Annotated in this window: 20 protein-coding genes and 1 riboswitch; of the genes, 12 read left to right on the top strand and 8 right to left on the bottom strand. The window is 69.8% G+C overall.

What is annotated here, in order from left to right:
* Positions 1–39 precede the first annotated feature (39 nt).
* The 5 genes from FPV26_RS09255 to sucC all read right to left on the bottom strand — a co-directional run bounded on the left by FPV26_RS09255 (position 40) and on the right by sucC (position 6,837).
* Positions 40–1,062 (bottom strand): ribonucleotide-diphosphate reductase subunit beta, encoded by a 1,023-nt coding sequence (locus FPV26_RS09255; protein WP_147653600.1) that lies wholly within the window; start codon positions 1,060–1,062, stop codon positions 40–42.
* Positions 1,063–1,159: 97 nt separating this feature from the next.
* Entirely contained in the window at positions 1,160–3,481 is a 2,322-nt protein-coding gene (locus tag FPV26_RS09250; protein ID WP_147653638.1) for a ribonucleoside-diphosphate reductase subunit alpha, read from the bottom strand.
* A gap of 327 nt (positions 3,482–3,808) precedes the next feature.
* A riboswitch (cobalamin riboswitch) is annotated at positions 3,809–4,050 on the bottom strand.
* Between the two features lie 18 nt (positions 4,051–4,068).
* On the bottom strand, positions 4,069–4,431 hold the full coding sequence (locus FPV26_RS09245; protein WP_147653599.1) for a DUF559 domain-containing protein: 363 nt from the start codon (positions 4,429–4,431) through the stop codon (positions 4,069–4,071).
* 278 nt (positions 4,432–4,709) lie between these two features.
* Entirely contained in the window at positions 4,710–5,585 is an 876-nt protein-coding gene (sucD, locus tag FPV26_RS09240; protein ID WP_147653598.1) for a succinate--CoA ligase subunit alpha, read from the bottom strand.
* A gap of 82 nt (positions 5,586–5,667) precedes the next feature.
* Positions 5,668–6,837 (bottom strand): ADP-forming succinate--CoA ligase subunit beta, encoded by a 1,170-nt coding sequence (gene sucC, locus FPV26_RS09235; RefSeq protein WP_147653597.1) that lies wholly within the window; start codon positions 6,835–6,837, stop codon positions 5,668–5,670.
* Positions 6,838–7,014: 177 nt separating this feature from the next.
* Between sucC and FPV26_RS09230 the strand changes: the two genes are divergently transcribed.
* The 5 genes from FPV26_RS09230 (at position 7,015) to FPV26_RS09210 (ending at position 13,606) form a co-directional block, all read left to right on the top strand.
* Positions 7,015–8,604, top strand: coding sequence for a sensor histidine kinase (locus tag FPV26_RS09230; protein ID WP_147653596.1), 1,590 nt, complete (start codon positions 7,015–7,017; stop codon positions 8,602–8,604).
* Between the two features lie 55 nt (positions 8,605–8,659).
* Positions 8,660–10,069: a sigma-54-dependent transcriptional regulator gene (locus tag FPV26_RS09225; protein ID WP_147653595.1), complete on the top strand. Its 1,410-nt coding sequence runs from the start codon at positions 8,660–8,662 to the stop codon at positions 10,067–10,069.
* 91 nt (positions 10,070–10,160) lie between these two features.
* Positions 10,161–10,940 carry a TfpX/TfpZ family type IV pilin accessory protein gene (tfpZ, locus tag FPV26_RS09220; RefSeq protein WP_147653594.1) on the top strand — a complete coding sequence of 260 codons (780 nt, stop codon included), beginning with the start codon at positions 10,161–10,163 and terminating at the stop codon, positions 10,938–10,940.
* 255 nt (positions 10,941–11,195) lie between these two features.
* Positions 11,196–11,633 (top strand): pilin, encoded by a 438-nt coding sequence (locus FPV26_RS09215; protein WP_147653593.1) that lies wholly within the window; start codon positions 11,196–11,198, stop codon positions 11,631–11,633.
* Between the two features lie 68 nt (positions 11,634–11,701).
* Entirely contained in the window at positions 11,702–13,606 is a 1,905-nt protein-coding gene (locus tag FPV26_RS09210; RefSeq protein ID WP_147653592.1) for a tetratricopeptide repeat protein, read from the top strand.
* A gap of 43 nt (positions 13,607–13,649) precedes the next feature.
* On the opposite strand, the gene FPV26_RS09205 is transcribed toward FPV26_RS09210, so the two are convergent.
* Positions 13,650–14,576: a methyltransferase domain-containing protein gene (locus FPV26_RS09205; RefSeq protein WP_147653637.1), complete on the bottom strand. Its 927-nt coding sequence runs from the start codon at positions 14,574–14,576 to the stop codon at positions 13,650–13,652.
* 48 nt (positions 14,577–14,624) lie between these two features.
* On the opposite strand from FPV26_RS09205, the gene FPV26_RS09200 reads away from it, so the two are divergent.
* Genes FPV26_RS09200 through FPV26_RS09175 form a run of 7 tightly spaced genes read left to right on the top strand, consistent with a single transcriptional unit; the run spans position 14,625 to position 21,933 of the window.
* Positions 14,625–15,917, top strand: coding sequence for a lipopolysaccharide biosynthesis protein (locus FPV26_RS09200; protein WP_181952615.1), 1,293 nt, complete (start codon positions 14,625–14,627; stop codon positions 15,915–15,917).
* Entirely contained in the window at positions 15,914–16,594 is a 681-nt protein-coding gene (locus tag FPV26_RS09195; RefSeq protein ID WP_181952614.1) for a class I SAM-dependent methyltransferase, read from the top strand. Before FPV26_RS09200 ends, FPV26_RS09195 begins: the two co-directional genes overlap by 4 nt.
* A 29-nt stretch (positions 16,595–16,623) precedes the next feature.
* On the top strand, positions 16,624–17,751 hold the full coding sequence (locus FPV26_RS09190) for a glycosyltransferase (protein ID WP_147653589.1): 1,128 nt from the start codon (positions 16,624–16,626) through the stop codon (positions 17,749–17,751).
* Positions 17,752–17,774: 23 nt separating this feature from the next.
* Positions 17,775–17,942, top strand: coding sequence for a hypothetical protein (locus FPV26_RS12650; protein ID WP_181952613.1), 168 nt, complete (start codon positions 17,775–17,777; stop codon positions 17,940–17,942).
* Between the two features lie 4 nt (positions 17,943–17,946).
* Positions 17,947–19,866, top strand: coding sequence for an asparagine synthase (glutamine-hydrolyzing) (gene asnB, locus FPV26_RS09185; protein ID WP_147653588.1), 1,920 nt, complete (start codon positions 17,947–17,949; stop codon positions 19,864–19,866).
* Complete coding sequence (locus tag FPV26_RS09180; RefSeq protein WP_147653587.1) at positions 19,866–21,005, top strand: glycosyltransferase family 4 protein; 1,140 nt, start codon at positions 19,866–19,868, stop codon at positions 21,003–21,005. Before asnB ends, FPV26_RS09180 begins: the two co-directional genes overlap by 1 nt.
* Positions 20,992–21,933 (top strand): glycosyltransferase family 2 protein, encoded by a 942-nt coding sequence (locus tag FPV26_RS09175; protein ID WP_147653586.1) that lies wholly within the window; start codon positions 20,992–20,994, stop codon positions 21,931–21,933. The genes FPV26_RS09180 and FPV26_RS09175 overlap by 14 nt, the downstream gene beginning before the upstream one ends.
* A 24-nt stretch (positions 21,934–21,957) precedes the next feature.
* Here the strand turns inward: FPV26_RS09175 and FPV26_RS09170 are convergent, their stop codons facing one another.
* The gene (locus FPV26_RS09170) at positions 21,958–23,118 is read right to left on the bottom strand and encodes a glycosyltransferase family 4 protein (protein ID WP_147653585.1); all 1,161 of its coding nucleotides are present in this window, start codon (positions 23,116–23,118) and stop codon (positions 21,958–21,960) included.
* Entirely contained in the window at positions 23,111–23,965 is an 855-nt protein-coding gene (locus FPV26_RS09165; protein WP_147653584.1) for a glycosyltransferase family 2 protein, read from the bottom strand. The genes FPV26_RS09170 and FPV26_RS09165 overlap by 8 nt, the downstream gene beginning before the upstream one ends.
* Positions 23,966–24,015 lie beyond the last annotated feature (50 nt).

Genomic DNA, 24,015 nt, shown 5'->3' with positions numbered 1-24,015 from the left:
TACCTCTGTCAGACCACCAGGCGCGCAGTGTACCCGCCCTCAGAACGCCTCTTCGAACGCCACCTCGCCGCCGATCCCGACCTGGTAGGCCGACACCCGCCGCTCGAAGAAGTTGGTCAGCTCCTGCACGTCCTGCAGGTCCAGGAACGGGAACGGGTTGCGCGCGCCGAACTCCGGCGCCAGCCCGAGCGCGGCCAGGCGCAGGTCGGCCACGTACTGCAGGTACTGGCGCATCTCGGCCGGCGACAGCCCGAGCACGCCTTCTTGAAGCGGCCCGCCCGAGAGCACGTCGTCGGCGAACGCGGCCTCCACCGCCACCGCCTCGTGCAGCATCGCCCGCACCTCGCGCTCCATCCCCGCGTCGAACAGCCCCGGCTCCTCCGCGCGCACGGTGCGGATCACCTCGAAGGCGAAGGCCATGTGCCCGGACTCGTCGCGGAACACCCAGTTGGTGCCCGCCGCCAGCCCCGGCAGCAACCCGCGCGAGCGCAGGAACCAGACATAGGCGAAGGCGGCGAAGAAGAACAGGCCCTCGATGCAGCAGGCGAAGCAGATCAGGTTGAGCAGGAACGCGCGCCGCTGCGCCGGCGTCTCCAGCCGCTGCAGCTCCCGGATCGAGTCCATCCAGCGGAAGCAGAACGCCGCCTTCGCCTGGATCGAGGGGATGTTCTCCACCGCGGCGAACGCCTCGGCGCGGCGCGCCGGGTCGGGGATGTAGGCATCCAGCAGGGTCAGGTAGAACTGCACGTGCAGCGCCTCCTCGAACAGCTGCCGCGACAGGTACATGCGCGCCTCGGGCGCGTTGACGTGCTGGTACAGGTTCAGCACCAGGTTGTTGGCCACGATCGAGTCGCCGGTGGCGAAGAACGCCACCAGCCGTTCGACCAGGTGCCGGTCGGCCGGGGCCAGCTTGTGGCGCAGGTCGTTGACGTCGATGCCGAAGTCGATCTCCTCCACGGTCCAGGTGTTGCGGATCGCGGCGCGGTACATCTCGTAGAACTGCGGGTAGCGCATCGGCCGCAGGGTGAGTTCGAAGCCGGGGTCGAGCAGGTGCGGTGCCATCGGGATCTCCGCGGGAAAAAACAGGGAGCGGCGCGGGGCACGTCCTGTGCGGGGCCGTCCTGGCACCCCGCGCCGCATGGAACGTCGTGGCCGTCGGCTACTGGCAGGCCTCGCAGCTTTCCGGGTTCTCGAGCGAACAGGCCAGCGCCTGCCGCGGCGTGGCCGCCGCGCCCACCGTGGCCTTGGCGATGCGCGTGGCCGGACGCGAACGCAGGTAGTAGGTGGTCTTCAGGCCGCGCTTCCACGCGTACATGTACATGGACGAGAGCCGGCCGATGCTAGGGCTCTCCATGAACAGGTTCAGCGACTGCGACTGGTCCAGGTACGGCCCGCGCGCGGCGGCCAGGTCGATCAGCGCCTTCTGCGGCAGCTCCCACGCGGTGCGGTAGATCGCCTTGAGCGCGTCGGGGATGCCCGGCACGTCCTGGATCGAGCCTTCGGCGAGCTTGATCGCATCGCGCACCTCCGCGGTCCACAGGCCCAGCTTCTTCAGTTCCTCCACCAGGTAGCGGTTGACCTGGAGGAAATCGCCGGAAAGCGTCTCGCGCTTGAACAGGTTGCTCACCTGCGGCTCGATGCACTCGTAGCAGCCGGCGATCGAGGCGATGGTGGCGGTGGGCGCGATCGCCACCAGCAGCGAGTTGCGCAGGCCGTGGCGGGCGATGCGCGCCTTCAGCGCCGCCCACGCCTCCGGCTCGCCCGGCGCCACGCCCCACAGGTCGAACTGCAGCAGCCCCTGCGCGGCGCGGGTCTCGGCGAAGGCCGGGTGCGGGCCGTGCCGTTCGGCCAGCTCGCACGAGGTCTCCAGCGCATGGCGGTAGATGCGCTCGGCGATCTTCGACGACAGCGCCAGCGCCTCGGCCGAGTCGAACGGCAGACGCAGCCGGAAGAACACGTCCTGCAGGCCCATCACCCCCAGCCCCACCGGCCGCCAGCGCAGGTTGGAGCGGCGCGCCGACTCGATCGGATAGAAGTTGAGGTCGATCACCCGGTCGAGCTGGCGCACCGCGATGCGCACGGTCTCGGCCAGGCGATCGAAATCGAAGGCGGGTTTGCCGTCCTCGTCGGTACGCAGGTGCTGGCCGAGGTTGATCGAGCCGAGGTTGCACACCGCGGTCTCGTCCCGCGACGTCACCTCCAGGATCTCGGTGCACAGGTTCGACAGGTGCACCACGCGCCCCGGGCCGACCTGGTTGCAGGTGCGGTTGGCGGCGTCCTTGAACGTCATCCAGCCATTGCCGGTCTCGCCCAGGGTCTTCATCATCCGCGCGTACAGCTCGCGCGCGGGCAGCGTCTTCACCGCCAGGCCCTGGCGCTCGGCCTGCTCGTAGGCGCGCTCGAAGGCCTCGCCCCACAGGTCCGGGAGCTCCGGCACCGTGCCCGGGTCGAACAGCGACCACGGCGCGTCGGCCTCCACCCGGCGCATGAACAGGTCCGGCACCCAGTTGGCCAGGTTCAGGTGATGGGTGCGGCGCATCTCGTCGCCGGTGTTGTCGCGCAGCTCCAGGAATTCCTCGATGTCGGCGTGCCAGGTCTCCAGGTAGATGCAGGCCGCGCCCTTGCGCTTGCCGCCCTGGTTCACCGCGGCCACCGAGGCGTCCAGGGTCTTCAGCCACGGCACGATGCCGTTGCTGCGGCCGTTGGTGGAGCGGATCAGCGCCCCGCGCGCGCGGACGCGCGAGTACGACAGGCCGATCCCGCCGCTGAACTTGGACAGCTGCGCGACCTCGCCGTAGCGGGCGTAGATGTCGGCCAGCGTGTCCTGCGGCGAGTCGAGCAGGAAGCACGAGGACAACTGCTCGTGGCGGGTGCCGGCGTTGAACAGGGTCGGCGAGCTCGGCAGGTAGTCGAGCGAGGACATCAGCCGGTACAGCTCCAGCGCCTCGGTCGGGGTCTCGGCCAGCGCCACCGCGATGCGCATGAAGAACTGCTGCGGGGTCTCGATCACGCAGCGCCGGTGCGGATGGCGCAGCAGATAGCGGTCGTACAGGGTGCGCAGGCCGAAGTATTCGAAGCGCAGGGTCTGCGCCGGATCCACCGCGTCGTTGAACTTGCGCGCATGGGCCTGCACCGTCTCGCGCACGCGGTCGCCGATCAGGCCCAGTTCGTGGCCGAGGGCGATGGACTGCGAGAACGAATGCACGCCCAGGCCGGTCACCTCCTTGTCGATATAGGCGCCGAGCAGGCGCGCGGCCAGACGCGCGTACTGCGGCTCCTCGGCGGTGAAGGCGGCGGCGGTGCGGATCGAGAGCTCGTCCAGCTCGCGGGTGGTGGCGCCGTCGTAGATGCCGGCGATGGTCTTGAGCGCCACCCGCATCGGGTCGATCTCGTCGAGCCCGAACGCCCAGCGCTGCACCGCGCGCACGATCTTGTTCACGTCCACCGGCTCGCGGCGGCCGTCGCGCTTGGTGACGGTCATGGTCGCCGGCGCGTGCGGCGGGGTCAGCTGGAACGCGGATGGCGCGGCGCGCGGTTCGGGCGCGGGCGCGCCGGCGTCGCGCCGGACGGCCTGCGCCAGGTCGGTTTCGGTCAGGGAATGCATGCGGCTGTCCTCTCCAGATGGGTGGAGAGGAAGCGAAAGCGGCGCGACACGCGGCGAGCCCGAAGCTCCGCCGCGCGAGCACCGGCCCTCGCCCCCTCGGGCGAGCCGGCGTTGCGCGCGGCAGGCAAGGACGGAACGCGGACGGCCCCCGCCCGCGCTGCGACCGCGTCCTCCCGCGAGGAACGCCTGGCCAGGCGGACGTCGGCACGACGTCCGGTCGCGGCAGGTCTTCGGGCTTCCGGGCGGAGCGGCGGGTGCCGCCTGGCCTACTGCGCGTCGCTTCCCGGCCGTGTGCCTGGCCAGTGCCTGATGACGCGGGTCGTTCCCGGTTACCGCTGCGGGGCAGCTCCGGAATTGGCCCCGCCCCTTGGGGGCGACAGGCCGCACCGGATTCCCATTTCAGCCTTCCCCTGGCGGGGTCGGCACCAGCGACGACCACAAGATAGAGGGGGCATCGCCGATGGTCAACACGAGATATGGAAGTTCTCGTGCCCCGACAGCGCTACCGCAATCGCCCACCAGACACCATCGGCATTCCCCAGCACCTCGTCATTCCAGAACCGCAGCACCCGGAATCCCCGCTTGCGCAAATGCGCATCACGTCGCCGATCACCGTCGCTGCCCATGTGCTGGCCGCCATCCACTTCCACGACCAGTGTGGCTTCCAGGCAAACGAAATCCGCGATGCAGGGACCGATCGGATGTTGTCGCCGGAACTTGTGCCCAAGCACCTGTCGCTGGCGCAGATGCCTCCACAGCGATCGCTCGGCATCCGTCATCGCACGACGCAGTCCGCGCGCGACATCCCGTTTCCGACCCCTGCGCATGCGTTGCGGCTCCAGTCCTCTCGGATATGCAGGAAGAGTGGAGGGTGAACGAGAGCAGCGGATATCGGGAAATGCCGCGCCCCCATCCCGACCTTCCCCCGCAAGCGGGGGAAGGAGATCAGCCCGGAAGATGCATGGCAGCCTCCCCGCTTGCGCGGCCCCGCCGCGCAGGTCATGCGAACGCCCGGCGCGCTGCGCCGGACCGGACTGGAGCGGGAGCACACAAGAACGCAAGGGCCGCCCGGAGGCGGCCCTTGCATCAGGCGGGCGGCGCGGGTTCAGCCCTTGAGCCGCTGTGCGATCGCCGCGCCGAGGTCGCCGGGCGACTTCACCGTGGTCACGCCGGCCTGCTCCAGCGCGGCGAACTTGCCCGCGGCGGTGCCCTTGCCGCCGGAGGCGATCGCACCGGCGTGGCCCATGCGCTTGCCCGCGGGCGCCGAGGCGCCGGCGATGAAGCCGACCACCGGCTTGGTCACGTACTCGGCGATGAACTCGGCGGCCTCCTCCTCGGCGCTGCCGCCGATCTCGCCGACCATGATGATGCCCTCGGTCTGCGGGTCGTCCTGGAACAGCCTGAGGGCGTCCACGAAGTTCATGCCCTGGATCGGGTCGCCGCCGATGCCGATGCAGGTGGACTGGCCCAGGCCGACGTCGGTGGTCTGCTTGACCGCCTCGTAGGTGAGCGTGCCCGAGCGCGAGACGATGCCGACCTTGCCCGGCTTGTGGATGTGGCCCGGCATGATGCCGATCTTGCACTCGCCCGGGGTGATGATGCCCGGGCAGTTGGGGCCGATCAGCACCACGTCGTCGTAGCCGCGCAGCACGTTCTTCACGCGCAGCATGTCGAGCACGGGGATGCCCTCGGTGATGGCGACGATGACCCGGATGCCGGCGTCGGCCGCCTCCAGGATCGCGTCGGCCGCGAACGCCGGCGGCACGTAGATGACCGAGGCGTCGGCGCCGGTTTCGGCGACCGCGTCGGCCACGGTGTTGAACACCGGCAGGCCGAGGTGCTCGGTGCCGCCCTTGCCCGGGGTCACGCCGCCGACCACCTTGGTGCCGTACTCGAGCATCTGCTCGGCGTGGAAGGTGCCCTGCTGGCCGGTGAAGCCCTGGACGATGACACGGGTGCTGCTGTTGACGAGTACCGACATGGTTCGAAGTCCTGTGGGGCGGGCCTGGCCCGCCGCGTCTTCATTCTGGAGGCGGGCCGCGGCCCGCCCTGCGGTTGCGGGATCAGGCGGCCTGCTGCGCCGCGGCGACGGCCTTCTTCGCGCCGTCGTTGATGTCGTCGGCGGGGATGATCGCCAGGCCGCTGTTCTTCAGCAGCGCCTTGCCCGCATCCACGTTGGTGCCTTCCAGGCGCACCACCACCGGCACCTTGACGTCCACTTCCTTGACCGCGGCGATGATGCCCTCGGCGATCATGTCGCAGCGGACGATGCCGCCGAAGATGTTGACGAAGATCGCCCTCACGTCCGGGTCGCGCAGGATCAGCTTGAAGGCCTCGGTGACGCGCTCGCGGTTGGCGCCGCCGCCGACGTCGAGGAAGTTGGCCGGCGCGCCGCCGTTGAGCTTGATGACGTCCATCGTCGCCATCGCCAGGCCGGCGCCGTTGACCATGCAGCCGATGTTGCCGTCCATGGTCACGTAGTTGAGGTCGTGCTGGCTGGCCAGCACCTCGGTCTCGTCCTCCTGGCGGATGTCGCGCATCGCCGCCAGCTCGGGGTGGCGGAAGGTGGCGTTGTCGTCGGAGTTGACCTTGCCGTCGAGCACGGCCAGGTCGCCGTTCTTGAGGATCGCCAGCGGATTGAGCTCGACCAGCGACAGGTCCTTGTCGTTGAACAGCTTGTACAGGCCCAGCATGATCTTCGTGAGCTGGGTCACCTGCTTGGCGTTCAGGCCCAGGCCGAAGCCCATCTCGCGGCACTGGTACGGCTGCAGGCCCTGCACGTAGTTGATGTGCAGGGTGCGGATCGCGTCGGGGTTCTCCTCCGCGGTCTTCTCGATCTCCACGCCGCCTTCGCTCGAGGCGATGAAGGTGATGCTCTTGCTCGCGCGGTCCACCAGCACCGACAGGTACAGCTCCTTGGCGATGTCGGTGGCCTGGGTCACCAGCACCGCATCCACCGGCAGCGCGCGGCCCGCGCTCTGGTAGGTGGCCATGCGCGTGCCGAGCATCGCCTTGGCATGCTCGCGCACCTCGTCCAGGCTGCGGGCGAGCTTGACGCCGCCGGCCTTGCCGCGGCCGCCGGCGTGGATCTGCGCCTTCACCACCCAGAAATCGCCGCCGATGGCCTTGGCCGCGTCCACGGCCTCCTCCGGCGTGCGCGCCACGCGCCCCGGCGGCACCGCGATGCCGTATTCGGCGAACAACTGCTTGGCCTGATATTCGTGGAAGTTCATGCGTCACCAGCAAGGGGAAGGAAAGCCCGCGCGTGCGATCGGGCCGGAGGTCCGGCCGGGCGGCGCGAAGGGGGGCGGTATTGTCGCCGATGCGGTCTACGCGGGCAAAAGCGGCCGGGGACGGGCCGGAAGCGGGGCTGTTGGCATACTGGCCCCACGCCCTCACCGGACCACCGCGTGCCGCGCTCCTCCACTCCCGCCGGCCTCCACGACGCGCTGCGCCGCGAGCTGTACTTCTTCACCCTGTACCGGGTGCTGGAGGCGGCGCTGCTGGCGCTGGTGCTGTTCGGCCCCGCCGGTGCGCTGGTCGGCGAACCGCAGCACCCCCTGCTCGGCCGCGTGGTCGCCACCGGCTACCTGCTGGCCGCGCTGGGGCTGCTGCTCACCGGCCGCCGCGGCCGGCTGGAGACGCAGGCGCAGTGGGGCATCGCCGCCGACATCGTCGCCGCGACCCTGGCCGTGCACGCCCTGCCCGACTCCGGCTCGGGCATCGCGATGATGCTGCTGTTCAACGTCGGCGCCGCCGCGCTGCTGCTGCCGCTGCGGCAGGGGCTGGGCATGGCCGGTGTGGCCGCGGCGGCGCTGATCGGCGAGCACATCTGGACGCGGCTGGCGCACAACGCCGCCGAGCGCCCGCTGGCGGAGCTGCTGATGTTCGCGGTCAGCTACCTCGCGGTGGCCACGCTCACCCATCTGCTCGGCCGGCAGATGCGCTCCTCGCAGGCGCTGGCCGAACGGCGCGGCGCCGAGGCGGCGAACCTGGCCGAGGTCAGCGAACTGATCATCCGCCGCATGCGCACCGGCGTGCTGCTGGTGGACCGCGACAACCAGATCCGCCTGGCCAACGAGGCGGCGATGCTGCTGCTGGGCAAGGACGCCGCGCGCGCCCCGCTCGACCTGGCCGCGCCGGAGCTGGCGCGGCGGCTGGAACGCTGGCGCCGCGACGGGCTCTCGGACACCACGCCGCTGCGGCTCGCGCCCGACCTGCCGGATGTGGTGCCCCGCTTCACCCGCCTGCTCGCCGACTCGGACCAGACCCTGGTGTTCCTGGACGACACCTCGCTGCTCTCGCGCCGCGCCGAGACCATGACCCTGGCCACCCTGGGCCGCTTCTCGGCCAGCCTGGCGCACGAGATCCGCAACCCGCTCGCCGCGATCAGCTACGCCACCCAGCTGCTGGAGGAATCGCAGGACATCCGCGACGCCGACCGGCGCCTGCTCGAGATCGTGCACCAGCAGACCCAGCGCATGAACGGCATCGTCGAGAACGTGCTCGGCCTGGCCCGGCGCGAACCGGCGCAGCCCGAGCACGTGGAGCTGGTCGGGTTCGTGCGCCGCTTCGTCGAGGACTACCGCGCCGGCCACCCGCTGGAGAACGACACCCTGCAGGTGGCCGCGGCGGTGCCCTCGGTCACCGCCCTGGCCGACCCGCGCCAGTTGCACCAGGTGCTGACCGCGCTGGTGCACAACGCTCTCACCTACGGCCGCCTGCCCGGCGAGCCGGCGCGGGTGACCCTGCGCGTGGGCGCCGAGAACGGCCCGCAGATAGACGTCATGGACCGCGGCCCCGGCATCCCCGAGGCGGTGGTGCCGCAACTGTTCCGCCCCTTCTTCACCACCTCCGGACACGGCACCGGCCTGGGGCTCTACATCGCCCGCGAGCTGTGCCACGCCAACCAGGCCAGCCTGGACTACGTCCCGGTTCCCGGCGGCGGCAGTTGCTTCCGCATCCGCCTGCCGGCCCCGCATTCGCTGCTGCCGGGCTGATCGCCGCCCCGGCGCCGGGTTGGCCCGCCCCGCCCCGCCGCGCTAAGGTGAACGGATGACTGAAACCCGCAGCGCCCTGATCGTTGACGACGAACGCGACATCCGCGAACTGCTGGTGCTCACCCTCGGCCGCATGGGCCTGCGCACCGACACCGCCGCCACCCTGGCCGAGGCCCGCGCCCAGCTCGCGAGCCGCCACTACGACTTCTGCCTGACCGACATGCGCCTGCCCGACGGCAGCGGCATCGAGCTGGTGGCCGAGATCAGCCAGAAGCACCCCAACACTCCGGTGGCCATGATCACCGCCTTCGGCCGGGTCGAGACCGCGGTGGAGGCGCTCAAGGCCGGCGCCTTCGACTTCGTCAGCAAGCCGGTGGACCTGAACGTGCTGCGCGGCCTGGTCAAGCACGCGCTCGACCTGGGCGAACGCCGCCGCAGCGGCTCTGCCGGCGCCGACGCCCTCGCCACCCGCCTGATCGGCACCTCGCCGGCGATCCAGGCACTCAAGCAGACCATCGCCAAGGTCGCCCGCAGCCAGGCCCCGGTGTACATCGCCGGCGAGTCCGGCGTGGGCAAGGAACTGGTCGCCCGCACCATCCACGAGCAGGGCCCGCGCGCGGCCGGCCCGTTCGTGCCGGTCAACTGCGGCGCGATCCCGGCCGAACTGATGGAAAGCGAGTTCTTCGGCCACAAGAAGGGCAGCTTCACCGGCGCCCACGCCGACAAGCCCGGCCTGTTCCAGGCCGCCGACGGCGGCACCCTGTTCCTGGACGAGGTGGCCGAGCTGCCGCTGCCGATGCAGGTCAAGCTGCTGCGCGCGATCCAGGAGAAGTCGGTGCGCCCGGTCGGCGCCAACACCGAGGTGCCGGTGGACGTGCGCATCCTCTCGGCCACGCACAAGAACCTGTCGGCGCTGGTGGCCGAAGGCCGCTTCCGCCACGACCTGTACTACCGCATCAACGTGATCGAACTGCACGTCCCGCCGCTGCGCGAGCGCGGCGAGGACCTGCCCGCCCTGGCCGACGCGATCCTGCGCCGCCTGGCCCTGGCCCAGGGCCGGCCCGCGCCGGCGCTGACCCCCGAGGCCCTGACCACCCTGCGCAACTACCCCTTCCCCGGCAACGTGCGCGAACTGGAGAACGTGCTCGAGCGCGCCCTGGCCCTCGCCGACGGCGACCGCATCGAGGCCAGCGACCTGCACCTGCCCGAACGCGCCCCGGCCGTGCCCGCCACCGCGGCGGCCCCCGCCCCCCGCCCCGCGGTCCCGGTCCTGCCCGACCCCCGCACCGCCGACCCCCGCGACAGCCTCACCACCGCCCTGCCCAGCTACATCGAGGAGATCGAGCGCAACGCCATCCTCCAGGCGCTCGAGGACAACCGCTACAACAAGACCAAGGCCGCCGCGCAGCTGGGGATCACGTTCCGGGCGTTGCGGTACAAGTTGAAGAAGCTGGGGATCGACTGAGCCGGACACGCGCCTGCCCGCGCACGCGCGGCCGCGCCGCAAGCCGCGCGGCATGGGTTAGCCTCTGGCCTCGCACCGGGAACCACACCGCATGACACGCTGGAAAGCCTTCGTGCTGCACCTGGGCATCACCGCCTTGGTGTTCACCGCCCTCGCCCTCACACTCGCCGCTACCTGGTATCCGCGCGGGCTGTGGGAGGCCGCCGGCGCCGTGCGCCTGTTCGCCGTCACCGCCGTGATCTCCGGCATCGTCGGACCGCTGCTCACCCTGCTCGTGTTCAAGCCGGGCAAGAAGCACCTGAAGTTCGACCTCGGGGTGATCGCGCTGCTGCAAGTGGCGGCGCTCGGCTACGGCCTGTGGATGATGTGGCAGACGCGGCCGGTGTTCCTGGTCGGCCTGCTCGACCGCTTCGAACTGGTCCTGGCCGACGAACTCGATCCGGCCGACCTGATTCGCGGCCGCAAGCCCGAATTCCACACCCTGAGCCTCACCGGGCCACGCCTGGTCGGTGCCACCCTGCCGGTGACGCCGGAAGAGCGGCTTCAGGCAATCATGGAAGGACTGGCGGGCAAGGACCTGCACCGCAAGCCACGCCACTATGCCGATTACGGCGCCGTTGCCCGCGACCTCGCCCGCGCCGGCCAGCCGCCGGATGCCCTGCAGGACACCTACCCCGAGACGGCACGGGCCATCGAAGCCGCGGCCCGCGCGCTCGGGCGCGCCCCGGCCTCGGTGCGCTACCTGCCCATCGTCGCCCGACGTGGCCGCGCTACCATGCTCGTGGACGCGCGCACCGGCGAAGTGCTCCGGGCCATTCCCGTGGATCCCTGGCCGGACCTCGCCGGACGCCTGCCCGAGCCGCCACAGTGACGATTCGAGTCACTTCCTGACCTGATCGGCCGATCGCGCCCGGGAAGGCAGGGGCAAATGCGCGTGGCGGTCACGGTTCGGATCCGGGCACCATCACGATTCACCCCCATGGCCTCGCTGGCACGGGGATTGCGTAACCTATCCCTGCAGCCGGAGCACACATCCGGCAGCCCACACGCCGCCGGGGAGCGGCAACCCGGGGGGACGTACCCCGGGTTCCACGTTAGCTAACGCTGTTCATCAAGGGGTACCACCATGAAGAAGATGCAAGGCTTCACCCTGATCGAGCTGATGATCGTCATCGCGATCCTCGGCATCCTGCTCGCCATCGCCATCCCGGCGTATCAGGACTACACCGTCCGCGCCAAGGTCGGCGAATGTGTCAACGGCGCCGCGCCGGTCAAGCTGGCCGTCAGCGAGTTCCGCATCTCCAACGGCCGCTATCCGTCCGCCTTCGCGTCCATCGCGAATGCTTCCGACTTCAACACCAAGTACTGCAATGGCTACCTGAACTACAGCGGCGGCCGCTTCGACATTGACGTGGACGAGACCGCGGTCGGCTCGACCGTGACGCCGATCCAGCCGCAGCTGTCGCCGACCGTGACCGCGTCCTCGGACGTGGACTGGCGCTGCAAGGCCGGCAGCACCGCCGCCACTGCGGTCAAGTACCTGCCGGCGACCTGCCGCTCGTAACACCCTCGTAACACCAGCAGCACCCGGAAGCCCCGGTTCGCCGGGGCTTCCTTTTGTAAGCTCCGCGCATGCGCCGCCTGCTCGCCCCGCTCCTGCCGCTGCTGCTCATCCTCGCTTGCCTGGCGGCGTTCCTGCCCGGGCTGGACGGCCCGTTCCTGCACGACGACTATGCGAACATCCCGCAAGTCCGGGTCGGGCCGGCCACGCTGGACGCAGCCCTGGATGTCGCCGTGCGCAACGAGTCCGGATTGCTGCGGCGGCCGCTGTCCAACCTGAGCTTCGCCGCGAACTACTGGACAGGCGGGCTGGATCCCTGGGGCTACAAGCTGACCAACCTGGTCATCCACGGCCTGTGCGGCTGGCTGGTCTTCCTGCTGGCGCTGGAAGTGCTGGCGTTGCTGCGCGTGGAGTCCACGCCCGCTGGCCGTCGTGGCGTGGCGTTGGGCGCCGCCGCCCTCTGGCTCCTCCATCCCCTGCAAGTCAGCACGGTGCTCTACGTGGTGCAGCGGATGGCCCAGCTGTCGGCCTTGTTCACCTTCGCCGCGCTGTGGTGCCTGGCGCGCTGGCTCAATTCGGGCGACTTCTCCTGGCGTCGCGCGGGACTGGCGGCAAGCGGCTACGTGGCCTTCACCACACTCGCGCTGGCCTCGAAAGAGAACGGAGCCCTCGTCCCCCTGCTGGGCGCGGTGCTGATCTTCCTCTGGTGGGCGCGTCGCCCTCCCGAACCGCTCGCCGCCCCCGCATTGCGCGCGTTCCTGTGGGCGGGGGTGCTCGCGCCCCTGCTCGCCGGCGCGGCGATCCTCGCGCTGTTCCCGGACTTCGTGCTGGGCGGTTATGTCGCGCGCGCCTTCGGGCCCGGCGAGCGCCTGCTGACGCAGGCGACCGTGCTGTGGTTTTACCTGCGGCTCTTCTTCGTGCCCTATCTGCCCTGGATGGGGCTGTACCTCGACGACTACCCCGTCCATGGCCCGGCCGACATCACCGCCTGGCTAGCCGTCGCCGCCTGGGGGATCGCGGTGGGCGTGGCACTCTGGCAGCGGAAGCAGCGGCCCGTCCTCGCCTTCACCGTGCTGTGGTTCCTGGCCGCGCACGCGCTGGAGTCAACCCTGCTCCCGCTGGAGATGGTCTACGAGCACCGCAATTACCTTGCGCTGTTCGGCCCCGCCCTCGGCGTGTCCGTCGCCGCCGCCTGGCTAGCCCGGCGCGCCGCCTTCATCCCGCGCCCGGCATGGGCCATCCCCCTGCTGGCGCTGTTCGGCCTCACGCTTCATCGCGCCCATACCTGGTCGAGCGCCGACCTCTTCACCGTGACCGAGTATCGCCACCACCCGGATTCCTTCCGCGCCCTGCTCGGCGAAGCGTCCCGCCGCATCAGCATCGGCGCCCCCGGCGCCGACGAGCTCACCGAGCGGATCAAGCGGCTGCGCCAGGGCCAGACCTGGACGCTGTTGCTGGATGCCGCCAAGCAGTGCACGCGCCCCGGCCATCCCGTTGACTGGGCGGCGATCGCCGCCGACATGCGCACCAAGCCGGACGATGAGCGCGCCGCCGACTACCTGCGCTTCATGACCGCGGAATACAGCACCGGTCGTTGCGACGGACTGGAAGCCGACCAAGCCGGCAAGCTGCTGGAGCTGGGCTACCTGAAGGCCCGGATCGCCGGAGACGGGCAACTCGCCGAGCGCTACGGGCTGTATCGCGCCTATGTCGCCCGCAGACAGGGCAACGAGCCCCTGGCGGCCACATGGTACCGGCGCGCCGCGACGGCCAATCCGCGCGGCATCGAGGCCCTGTTCGACCTGGCGTACATGGAACTGAACGCCGGACGCATGGAACAGGCGGCGGCAGCAGTGTCGGAATTGGAACGCCGCGCCGCGGTTCACGGCCTCCCGATCGGCTACCGCATTGCGGAAATCAAGGGGTTCATCGCCACCGAACGGCGGAATCGTGCCGCGGCGGCTGCGCCGCGATGACGGGCGCACATCCGTCGAGGCTGGCTGCCCCGGGCCGGCTGTCTCATGCGCGTCGAGCCAGCAGGTAAGCGCCGCAGGTCACGCGATCCTCGGGCGACAGGTTGCGGAAGCGCCTTGCCAATCGGCGCGAAACCGGCGCTCTCGTCACGGTCACCAGCTTGCCAAGCTCGAGGCCCGCCGCCTCCGACAAACGGAGGTGCGTGGACAGCGGCTCCCGATTGAGCAGGTACGGCCGCCTGCCCACGAACAACGCCCAGAGCCAATCCGGGCAGGCCCAGTGCCCGTCCCAGGCAGCGAACAGCCCATGTGAACGGAAGTCGATCTGATGGCTGGCATGGCCCTGCGGGCGCAGCCAACGGCAGACGGCACGGTAGGCGTCGGCAAGATCGTTCACATGCTCCATCACCGCATTGGAGAGCAGGAAATCCACGCTCCCGGCGTGGCGCTCCTCGACCTGATTCCAGGGGGCGTGGTACTCCAGGCAGGGTGAGGTCACCGCGCCTGCCACCACCTGCCGCAACCACGCGATCCTCTCCGGCGCCAGCGCGCGCTCCATATGCGCGTCGGTCAGGACGTCGCGCGGAAAGTCCAGCGAAGGCAGGCCGATCAGCATCTCCGGAAACCGGTCCAACCCGGGGATCGGTGCCCGCATCCGGAAGAGGTGCACCAGCTCGTCGAAGATCTGCAGATTGCGCGATGCTCGGGCATGCGGCACGGCATCCAGTGCCACGTACCGCTCGGCGCCGGATATCAAGGCCGCCAACCCGACGCCGATGGAGTCCCCGGGCCCCAGTTCCGCGACCACGGCCGGGAACCCGGACATGCCGCCCGTGCGTGCCAGGACCAGGTGCCTGAGCCAGACGCAATAGCAATAATCCGCCGAACACGTCCCGCCGGTGGCTCCGACCAGCGCGTCAGCGGCGCCCGGTACATAACTCAGCAACCCGTAAGCCAGCTGTCGGAAGTTCATGGGCGCAATCGCGGGAGGAGCCCGCACAGCCAATGCCGTAGCATAACGATGATTCCGGAGGCGCGGGCCCGCATGACGTTGCAAACGATGCTCGCCAGGGCGCTGGCGTGGCGCCCGGGCGGCTTGGCCAGAAATACCGCCTGCACGGTGGCATGGAACCTGTGGCGAATCGCCCTGCAGGCCCTGAATCTGGTCGCCCTGGCACGCCTGTTCGGCGCCGATGGCTACGGTGTGCTGGCCGGCACCATCGCCCTGTTCGTCGCCTGCGCGCAATTCGTCGGCATGGGCACCGGCATGGCGCTGGTGCGCGACAGTGTCCGCGATGCCCGTGCCGGGGCCGATGTCTACGCGCAAACGCGCACGGTGTATCTGGCCACCGGCCTGGCCGCCTTCCTGCTGGCCTGGCCGCTTGGCGTCTGGCTGCTCGGCGACCAGGTTCCGGCCGACGCGCTCGCGGCGCTCGCCTTCGCCGAGCTGGTCGCCGCGCCGGCCGTGATGCCGCTGGTCTACCGGCTGCAGTCGCAGGAGAGGATGGGTGCGTTCGGCGCGCTGCTTTCGCTGCCGCCGGCGGTTCGATTGGTCGTGACCCTGGCGCTGCTGCTGCTGGACTACGACTCGATCACCGGCTTCGCCCTGCTCTATCTGGGCGGGATGCTCTGCGCATCGCTGGCGGCGCATGCCGTGGCCTCCCCCCATGGCTGCGCCCGGCCACGCTGGTCCGACCTGTGGTATCTGCGCCAAGGCCTGCCCTACGTCCTGCCCGGCGTGACGAGCGCCGTCGGCAGCGAAGTGGACAAGACCATCCTGCTGCGTTCGGCAGGCGCGGCGGAAACCGGCCACTACGCGGCCGCGCACAGGATCATGCAGGCCGCGGCGGTGCCCGTGGGCGCCCTGATGCTGGCCGCGGTGCCGCGGCTGTTCCGCTCCTCGGCGGCCACCGGCCGGCCGCATGGCGCGCGCATGCTCGTCCTCGCCGCCCTGGCTTACGCCCTGCCGATGGCCATCCTGCTCTGGCTGCTCGCCCCGCTGGCGCCCTGGCTCCTGGGCACACAGTTCCGGCCGTCCGTTGACCTGCTGCGCGGATTGAGCCTGGTGCTTGTGGCGGCATGCCTGCGGCAAGTGACCCTCGCGCTCCTGACCACCAGCGACTTGCAGCGGATCCGCAACCGCATCGAAGTGTCGGCCGCAGTGGCCTCGATCGGGGCGTTGTTGGCGGCAATCCCTGTATTCTCGGCCTGGGGGGCGGTGATCGTGCTGGGAACCACCGACCTCCTGGTCGTGGCCGCGGGCGGCATCGCCCTGTACCGCCATCGCCACCGGCGCGCCGTGGGGAGAGCATGAAGCAAGGCAGGATCTGGCATTACTTCCAGACCCAGCACCCGGAATCGTTCTCGGGCGCGGCCACGCGGCTGTTCCACCTGGCCCGCAAACTGCCGGCCGCATCCACGGTGCTCAATATCGGCGTGGGCTCCGGCCAGTTCGATGCGCTGGCCTCCGGGCTGGGCCACGAGGTCATCAGCCTGGATCCCGACACGGCCTCGCTGGCCCGCGCATGCGGCGGACGCAATGCGGTCACCGGCCTGATCCAGGCGATCCCGTTGCGCGATTCATGCGTGGACGTGGTCGTCGTGTCCGAGGTGCTCGAGCACCTCGACGATGACACGCTCGACCGCGGCCTCGACGAGATCAGGCGCGTGCTCAAGGACGATGGCCTGATCCTCGGGACGGTTCCCTACAAGGAAGACCTCGATCAATCCATGGTCGTCTGCCCTGACTGTGGCAAGGTCTTCCACAAGGTCGGGCACGTCCGATCGTTCGACATTCCCGCGATCCATGCCACCCTGGAAAACCGCTTTCGCGATCTGCACGTCTATCGCCAGGCCTTCATGAACACGACCGACCTCGGCCTGCCAAGGCGTCTGCTCGCCTGGATCAGGAACCAACTCGTGGCCATCAGCCTGCTGACCCGGGATCAAACCCTGGTGTTCACCGGCAGAAAACGACCCTTTGGCAAGTGAACCGCGGACTTTTTTGGCAGCCTGTCCCGATGTCCTCGCCACTCATCAGCATCTTCTTGCCCAGGTTGTCGGCCGGTGGCGCCGAGCGGGTGCTGCTGGCCATCGCCGGCGCGCTGGCCGAACGCGGCTACCGCTGCGAAGTGGTGACCGCCCAGCCCGGCGGGCATTGGGAGAACCGTATCCCGGCCGGCGTCCGCCACCGCCCGCTCGGTCGGGCCAAGCCGCTGCATGCAGTACCGGCGCTGGCGTCCTATCTGCGCCGGGAGCGCCCGCAAGTCCTGTTGTCGTCGGTCTTCGCAGCCAACCTGGCAGCGCTGCTGGCCTGCCGCCTCGCCGGAAAGGCCACGCGCTGCGTGGTACGGGAGGCGAATTGGACTGCCGAGGAGGTGATGGCGCCGTCGTTGCTCACCACCATGGTCAATGCCGCTGCATTGCGCTCGCTGTACGGCCGCGCCGACGCCGTGATCGCGCTGTCCGACGACCTGGCCGTCCACATCGCGCAAGCAGCACGAGTCCCGCGGTCGAAGATCCATGTCATTCCGAATCCCAGCCTCCCCGGGGACGATCCGCCCGTGCGCGCCCCTGCGGACACCGGCGACCCGCCGTTGATCCTCGGCTGCGGGCGGCTCGAGCCGCAAAAGGACTTCCCGCTCCTGATCCGCGCCTTCGCGCAGGTACGCGCGCAGCGTTCAGCGCGCCTGGTGATCCTCGGAGAAGGGTCCGAACGACAGGCCCTGATGTCGCTTGCGGAGTCGTTGGGGGTGGCGCGAGACGTCGCGCTCCCGGGTTACTCCGACGACCCGCACTCATGGATGCGGCGCGCCCGGCTGTTCGTATCCAGTTCACGACACGAAGGATTCCCCAACGTGCATCTGGAGGCACTGCAGAACGGTTGCCCCATCGTCAGCACCTGCAGCTCGGATGCCGTGGCCATGATCCTGGATGGCGGCCGCCTGGGCGCGATCGTTCCTGTCGGCGACGTCGACAGCCTTGCCCGGCAGATGCTCGCGGTTCTCGACGGCACGTTGACCTTCCCAAGCCCGGGCGAGCACCTGGCCAGGTTCGAACTCGGAAAGATCGTGGATCGCTATCTCGAAGTGCTCGATCCGATGCATCTCGGGCCACGAACGGCCATGCCCCTCCACAGCCACTCCTGAACGCGCGCCAGCCGCCGAGCATCATGAACCCGGACCTGTCGAGACTGGTGGATCCCACGAATCGTTCGCCGCTTCGCCGGATGCGCAGCCGGCCGACCGAGGTGGCCGACCTCGGCGCAACCAGCATCGTCATCACCGAGGGAGCGACGGCGTGGACGCCCGCTGCGAACGGCCCGTCATGGCGGATGTGAACTGATGTGCGGGTTGGCCGGCCTGTTCTCTCGCTCGCTCGCGGCACAGGACGTGCTGCCCGCGATGCTGGAGCGCATTGCCCATCGAGGCCCGGATGACCGCGGACTGTGGGCGGATCCCGAGGTCGGCCTGTCCCTCGGGCACCTGCGCCTGTCCATCATCGACATCTCGCCGGCGGGGCATCAGCCGATGGTTTCTGCCACCGGCCGTTACGTGCTCGTCTACAACGGCGAGATCTACAACCACACCGATCTTCGCGCCCGACTGGAGGCGGAGCGCGCCTCACCGCCCTGGCGCGGCCATTCCGACACCGAGGTACTGCTGGCCGCGATCGAGGCCTGGGGCCTGCCCCACGCACTCGAGCAGGCACACGGCATGTTCGCATTCGCCCTGTGGGACAGGCGCGACCGCAGCCTTACCCTCGCCCGCGACCGGATGGGGGAAAAGCCCCTGTACTTCGGCTGGATCGGGGCGGATTTCGTGTTCGCCTCCGAACTCAAGGCCATGGCCGCCCATCCGGGCTGGGCGCCCAGGGTGGATCCACGCGCGCTGTCCGAGTTCCTCCACCTGGGCTATCACTCGGGTCATGGCGCGATGGTTCGGGACGTGTACAGGCTCCCGCCCGGCTGCATGCTGAGGCTGCACGCGCACGACCTTCAGGCCCCGAGGGCATGGGGCGAGATCGCGCCCAGGCTGGAGGCCTACTGGCGCCTAGATCAAGTCGCGGAACGCGGGCAGCAGACGCCATGGGCCGGGCCGCTCACCGCGGCCGCGAACGAACTCGAGCGCCTGCTGTCCGGCGCGGTCGAGCGGCAAATGGTGGCCGACGTCCCGCTTGGAGCGTTCTTGTCCGGCGGGTTCGACTCGTCGCTGGTGGTGGCGCTGATGCAGCGGCACAGCAGCAGGCCGGTCCGCACGTTCTCCATCGGATTCGACGATCCTGCCCATGACGAGGCCGCACACGCACGCGCGGTGGCCCGGCACCTGGGCACGGATCATCACGAGCAGTACGTCGGCGACCGCGAGGCCCTGGCTCTCGTGCCCGACCTGCCAGAATTGTTCGACGAGCCGCTGGCAGACCCGTCGCAGATACCGACGCTGCTCGTTTCGCGTCTGGCGCGCAGGCATGTGACGGTGGCGCTCACCGGAGACGGCGGCGACGAGTTGTTCGCAGGCTATACCCGTTATCCTGCGATCCTGCGTTATTGGCGGGTGCAAAGGCACCTGCCGAACGCCGCGCGACTGCGGTTTTCGGCATTGCTGGAACGCCTGGCCAGATCGCATCCCCCGATTCCCGCCGGGAACGCGGGCATGCGCCTGGCCAAGCTCGCGGCCCGTCACCTGGGCACGCATCTGGAAGCGCTGCGCCGGTCGCAGATCGGCGGCCCCGACTGGGGGCTGTTGTCCGAGCTGACTTGCGATCCCGATGCTGCCGACGTCGGGCACCCTCATTCGCCCTTGCGTCAACTGCTTCTGGCGGACCAGCGGGATTACCTGCCCAACGACATTCTGATGAAGGTGGACCGCGCATCAATGTCAGCCAGCCTGGAAACGCGCGTTCCGATGCTCGACCCGGCGGTCGTCGAATTCTCATGGCGCCTTCGCGACCGCGACCTGGTCAACCGGGAAATTGGCAAACGCGTGCTGCGCGAGGTGGCCTACCGGCATATGCCCAGGGCCTTGCTCGACCGGCCGAAGCAGGGCTTCGCCCCGCCGATTGACCAATGGTTGCGCGGCGCCCTGCGAGACTGGGCCGAATCCTTGCTGGCCGAACGACCGGCCTCCCTGGACGCGGCAATGGACGGCCATCGGCTGCGGACGGTGTGGCGCCTGCACCAGGCCGGCGACCTGGATGCCGGCTACATCCTGTGGCGCGTGCTCATGTACCTGTCGTGGGCGCGCCGCTTCGGTGTGGAAGGCTGATGCGCATCCTGGTCATTTCCGACCTGCCTCATTTCGTTCGCGGCGGTGCCGAGATGCAGGCATGCCGCCTGATCAATGCCTGGCTCGATGCCGGCCACGAAGTGCGCTGCATCGGCCGCAGGATGGGTGCTGCGGAAGTCGAGATCGGCGCGCATCGCATCCAGGTCGCGCGCATCGGCACCATCCATGGCAGCGGGCGCTGGCTGCGCGGGTTGTCCTACTTTCTGTCCCTGGCGGTCCTGCTGCTGCGGATGCGGAGCTGGGCCGACGTGGTCTACTGCCGGTTCCTGGGCGAGGCGGCGGCGACGGCAGCGCTGCTCAAGGCGATGCATCTGCTGCCTTGCCCGGTGGTGGCGACCCCCGCGAACGTTGGCGGAGTCGGCGACGTCGCGCACCTGCGCTCGGTACCGGGATGGCGCCGGATCGTCCGGTTGCTCGACCGGCACGTTGACGCCATCAATCTCATCGCGCCCGGCCTGGCCGCCGAACTCACCGCCAACGGGTTCAGCGGCCGCAACTTCACCACCATTCCGAATGGCATCCCCGTGCGCCCGCTGGCGCCGCGCAGGAACGACCGGCGGATCTGGGTGCTGGTCGGCCGGCTGACGCCGCAAAAAGCGGTGGATGTGCTCATCGAGGCGTTGGCGGGGATCCCGGTTGCGGAACATGGGCCGGAAATCCACATCATCGGCGACGGGCCGGAGCGGGACAGGCTGGAGGCGATGGCCAGAGCCTCGCCCTGGCATGGGCGGATACGCTTCGTCGGCAGCCTGCCCCCGGAGGCGATCGGCGATGCGCTGGCCGGGGCCGAGTTGTTCCTGCTGCCCTCCCGGTACGAGGGCATGTCGAACGCCGGCCTGGAAGCGATGGAGCGGGGGCTGCCGCTGCTCCTCAGCAGGTGCCAGGGCCTGGACCGCTACATTGACGCCGAATGTGGCTGGGTCGTGCCGCCGGAAGACGTGGCCTCGCTGCGAGCTGCCCTGAGGCAGGCCCTCGACACTCCCCCCGACCGCCTCGCGGCGATGGGGGCGGCCTGCCGTCGGCTCGTCGAATCGAACTTCGAACTGGGTGCGGTGGCCGGCCGCCATCTCGAACTGTTCACAAGACTTCGCGTCACACGCAGCGATGGCCGCACCTAGTCCGATCGCCCGCCTCAGCGTCGTGATTCCGGTCTATCGGGACGCGGACCGCGCGTTGAATGCAGCCGCCAGAATCCTGGCCCTGTCTGCCGGCAATCCCGCCACGGAGATCATCGTCGTTGACGACGGGTCCGGGGATGACACCCCGGAGAGGCTGCGTGCCTGTCTGCCAGAAGGCGTGCGGCTGATCGAATTGCAGGAAAACCGCGGCCGGTCCTCCGCGCGGCAGGAGGGGATCGCTGCGGCCCGGGGCGAGGCCATCATGTTCCTGGACTGCGATTGCGAACCGGTCGAAGCCGATTTCCTCGATCGGCACCTGCACAGCCTGAGACAGGGCTGCGTGGCGAGCACGGGGCCGGTGATCGGCACCGACGGCGGCTTCTGGGACCGCTACCAGCGCGCCGCGTCGGAGCGGCGACGGCGCCTGCACGAACGAGGCGTGCCGTACACCGGCTCCACACAAAACCTGATGGTCCGAACGAGCGCGCTGCGCAGCGTCGGCGGCTTCGACCCGCGCTACCGCCATTACGGCTTCGAAGACCGGGACCTGCTGGTGCGGCTGGCCGAAGTCGGCGACATCGCCTGGACGCACGATGCCACGGTTCGCCACCTGGACAGGGTTTCCATGCTTTCGGTGTCGAACAAGATGCGGCAATGCGGCCGGGAAAGCGCATGGCTGTTCGCAACGCAGCACCCGGATGCCTATCGCAAGCTCGGTTACGCCTCGATTGATGCACGGCTGCATCGCCGCTTGAAGATGCCTGCCCGGCTGTTCGCCCCCGTCCTCGGGCATGCCGCCCGCTGGTTCGACTGGATGGAAGCCCGCGGGGCGATGCCATGGCCCGCCGGCTTCGCCATCGTGAGGTTCCTGACTGCGATCAGCTACCTGGTCGGCACCTGCGAGGCCGAAACCACCGGCAGGGCGTGAGCCGTCCGCGCGAGATGCCCGGGTTCAGGCCCGCTGGCGCGCCGATGCGGTGATGGCCAACGCCTCGCGAAGCTCGCTGTCGAATCTCGCCCATGAAAAACCGGAGGCGAAGCGCCGGCAGCCGGCGGCCGCCTGGCTGCCGTGCGCGAGCCACTCCAGGACCGCGGCTGCGAACGCATGGCCGTCGTTCGGAGCCACCAGCGTTCCGCTCTGGCCATCGGCCACGGCATCCGACACGCCGCCCACGGCATAGGCCACGGTCGGCACGCCATGCGCCGCCGCTTCGATCGCGACCATGCCGAAGCCCTCGACATCGCCCGGCGTCGAACGGACCGGAAACACATGCACATCGGCGCCCGAGTAGGCATCCGAGAGCTCGCCATCGCTGCATGTGCCGAGGCACAACAGGGCATGGCGGACGCCTACCTGTTCGGCACTGGCTTCGAGGGCGCGGCGGCCGCCGGCGCCCCCGCCATGCAGCGCGTCCACAGGATCGTCTCCAACCACGACCAGGCGGGTATCCGGATGCCGCTGCAGGACCAGCGGGAACACCTCGCGCACGAACTCGACCAGCCCCTTGCGTGCGGTAAGACGCCCGACCGACAGCAGCACGGGCGCCTCGCCAAGCCGATGGATCTCGCGGAACCGGCGCCGGGCCGAAGGATCGGCCATCGGCAGATCGGTGCCGGGGTGCACGACGCACACGCGCTCGGCAGGCACGCCACGGGCGACCGCCAGATCGCGCGTGTTGCGGCTGTTGACGATGACGCGATCGCACCTTCGGATCATCGGCAGCCACAAGGCCTGATAAACCGCGCTGGGCGCGATGATGTCCAAACCGTGCAGGTACACGGCGCTGCGACCGCCCGCCCGTCTCGCGGCGAGCCAGGCGATCGGCGCGGTCAGGCCGCTGCCTGCCAGCACGATGTCCGGCCCATGCCGGCTCGCGCTGCGGAGCGCAGCAAGCAGGCATGCCGGAAGAAAGCGCCACAACGGCGCGGCGGGCACGGTTTGCACTCCGCTTGCCGCGCGCGCATGCGCGCCGCATCCATCCGGGCCCACGAGGAACACCGGATGGTGCACTGCCAGCCCCTGCAGCAGCCGCTGGTTGAGGCGCTCCATCCCCCCCCGCAACGGCGGAAAATTGCGGGTCACCAACAGGATGCGCGCTCCCTCTTCAGACATCGCGCCGGTAGGTCAGGTTGGTGATCTGCTCCGACACCAGCCCGATCAGGAACACGATCACCGCCGCGCTCAGCAGCAGCGCGCTCATGTTGGTGAACCGCCCCTCGGTCGCGAAGGTATAGCTGTAGTAGCCCGCCCCGAGCAGGAAGAACCCGAACCCGGCCGGCGCAAACAGCTTCAACGGCGAATACAGCGTGGCGATCTTGAAGATGATCAGCAGGAAGCGGACCCCGTCGCGCAGCGGGCGGATGTGGCTGGCGGTGCCCACCCGCGGGGAGACCGTGACCGGGACGTAGGCCACCGGGTAGGCGCTGCGGAAGAACGCCATGGTGCAGGTGGTGGGGTAGCTGAAGCCGTTGGGCAGCAGGTGCAGGAACTCGCGGAAACGGTCGGCACGGACGGCGCGGAAGCCGGAGGTGAGGTCGGCGATGCGGTGGCCGGTCATCCAGCTGGCGAGCCGGTTGTAGAAGGCATTGGCCAGGCCGCGGCCGGCGTTGGCCTGGCCGGCGCGGTCGCGGGCGCCCACGGCCATGTCGTAGCCGGCCTGGAGCGGGGCCAGCAGGCGCGGGATGTCGGCGGGGTCGTGCTGGCCGTCGGCATCCATGAATACGAGCACCTCGCCCGTGGCGGCCCGGGCGCCGCGCTTGATCGCCGCGCCATTGCCCATCGGGTAGGGGGCGGAGAGGACCCGGGCGCCCGCGGCGGCGGCCACCTGGGCGGTGGCGTCGGTGGAGCCGTCGTCCGCCACGATCACCTCGGCTTCCGGCAGGACGGCGCGCAGGGCGGGCAGGGTCCGCCGCAGGCCCTCCGCCTCGTTCCTGGCCGGCAGGATCACCGATATCCGCATCGCCCCTCCCCTCTCCCGCCGAAGCGTACGTGAAGGCCCGGGGCCGGAAA

Source organism: Vulcaniibacterium gelatinicum (assembly GCF_008033445.1).
GTDB classification, from domain to species: Bacteria; Pseudomonadota; Gammaproteobacteria; order Xanthomonadales; family Xanthomonadaceae; genus Vulcaniibacterium_B; species Vulcaniibacterium_B gelatinicum.
Note: the sequence above shows the minus strand (reverse complement) of the source record. Positions and strands in the feature narration are given on the sequence as shown.

Coding starts and splice junctions, on each gene's coding strand:
- FPV26_RS09255 (WP_147653600.1), bottom strand. CDS start 1,062: ATGGCACCGCACCTGCTCGACCCCGGCTTCGAACTCACCCTGCGGCCG.
- FPV26_RS09250 (WP_147653638.1), bottom strand. CDS start 3,481: ATGACCGTCACCAAGCGCGACGGCCGCCGCGAGCCGGTGGACGTGAAC.
- FPV26_RS09245 (WP_147653599.1), bottom strand. CDS start 4,431: ATGCGCAGGGGTCGGAAACGGGATGTCGCGCGCGGACTGCGTCGTGCG.
- sucD (WP_147653598.1), bottom strand. CDS start 5,585: ATGTCGGTACTCGTCAACAGCAGCACCCGTGTCATCGTCCAGGGCTTC.
- sucC (WP_147653597.1), bottom strand. CDS start 6,837: ATGAACTTCCACGAATATCAGGCCAAGCAGTTGTTCGCCGAATACGGC.
- FPV26_RS09225 (WP_147653595.1), top strand. CDS start 8,660: ATGACTGAAACCCGCAGCGCCCTGATCGTTGACGACGAACGCGACATC.
- tfpZ (WP_147653594.1), top strand. CDS start 10,161: ATGACACGCTGGAAAGCCTTCGTGCTGCACCTGGGCATCACCGCCTTG.
- FPV26_RS09215 (WP_147653593.1), top strand. CDS start 11,196: ATGAAGAAGATGCAAGGCTTCACCCTGATCGAGCTGATGATCGTCATC.
- FPV26_RS09210 (WP_147653592.1), top strand. CDS start 11,702: ATGCGCCGCCTGCTCGCCCCGCTCCTGCCGCTGCTGCTCATCCTCGCT.
- FPV26_RS09205 (WP_147653637.1), bottom strand. CDS start 14,576: ATGAACTTCCGACAGCTGGCTTACGGGTTGCTGAGTTATGTACCGGGC.
- FPV26_RS09200 (WP_181952615.1), top strand. CDS start 14,625: ATGATTCCGGAGGCGCGGGCCCGCATGACGTTGCAAACGATGCTCGCC.
- FPV26_RS09195 (WP_181952614.1), top strand. CDS start 15,914: ATGAAGCAAGGCAGGATCTGGCATTACTTCCAGACCCAGCACCCGGAA.
- FPV26_RS09190 (WP_147653589.1), top strand. CDS start 16,624: ATGTCCTCGCCACTCATCAGCATCTTCTTGCCCAGGTTGTCGGCCGGT.
- FPV26_RS12650 (WP_181952613.1), top strand. CDS start 17,775: ATGAACCCGGACCTGTCGAGACTGGTGGATCCCACGAATCGTTCGCCG.
- asnB (WP_147653588.1), top strand. CDS start 17,947: ATGTGCGGGTTGGCCGGCCTGTTCTCTCGCTCGCTCGCGGCACAGGAC.
- FPV26_RS09180 (WP_147653587.1), top strand. CDS start 19,866: ATGCGCATCCTGGTCATTTCCGACCTGCCTCATTTCGTTCGCGGCGGT.
- FPV26_RS09175 (WP_147653586.1), top strand. CDS start 20,992: ATGGCCGCACCTAGTCCGATCGCCCGCCTCAGCGTCGTGATTCCGGTC.
- FPV26_RS09170 (WP_147653585.1), bottom strand. CDS start 23,118: ATGTCTGAAGAGGGAGCGCGCATCCTGTTGGTGACCCGCAATTTTCCG.
- FPV26_RS09165 (WP_147653584.1), bottom strand. CDS start 23,965: ATGCGGATATCGGTGATCCTGCCGGCCAGGAACGAGGCGGAGGGCCTG.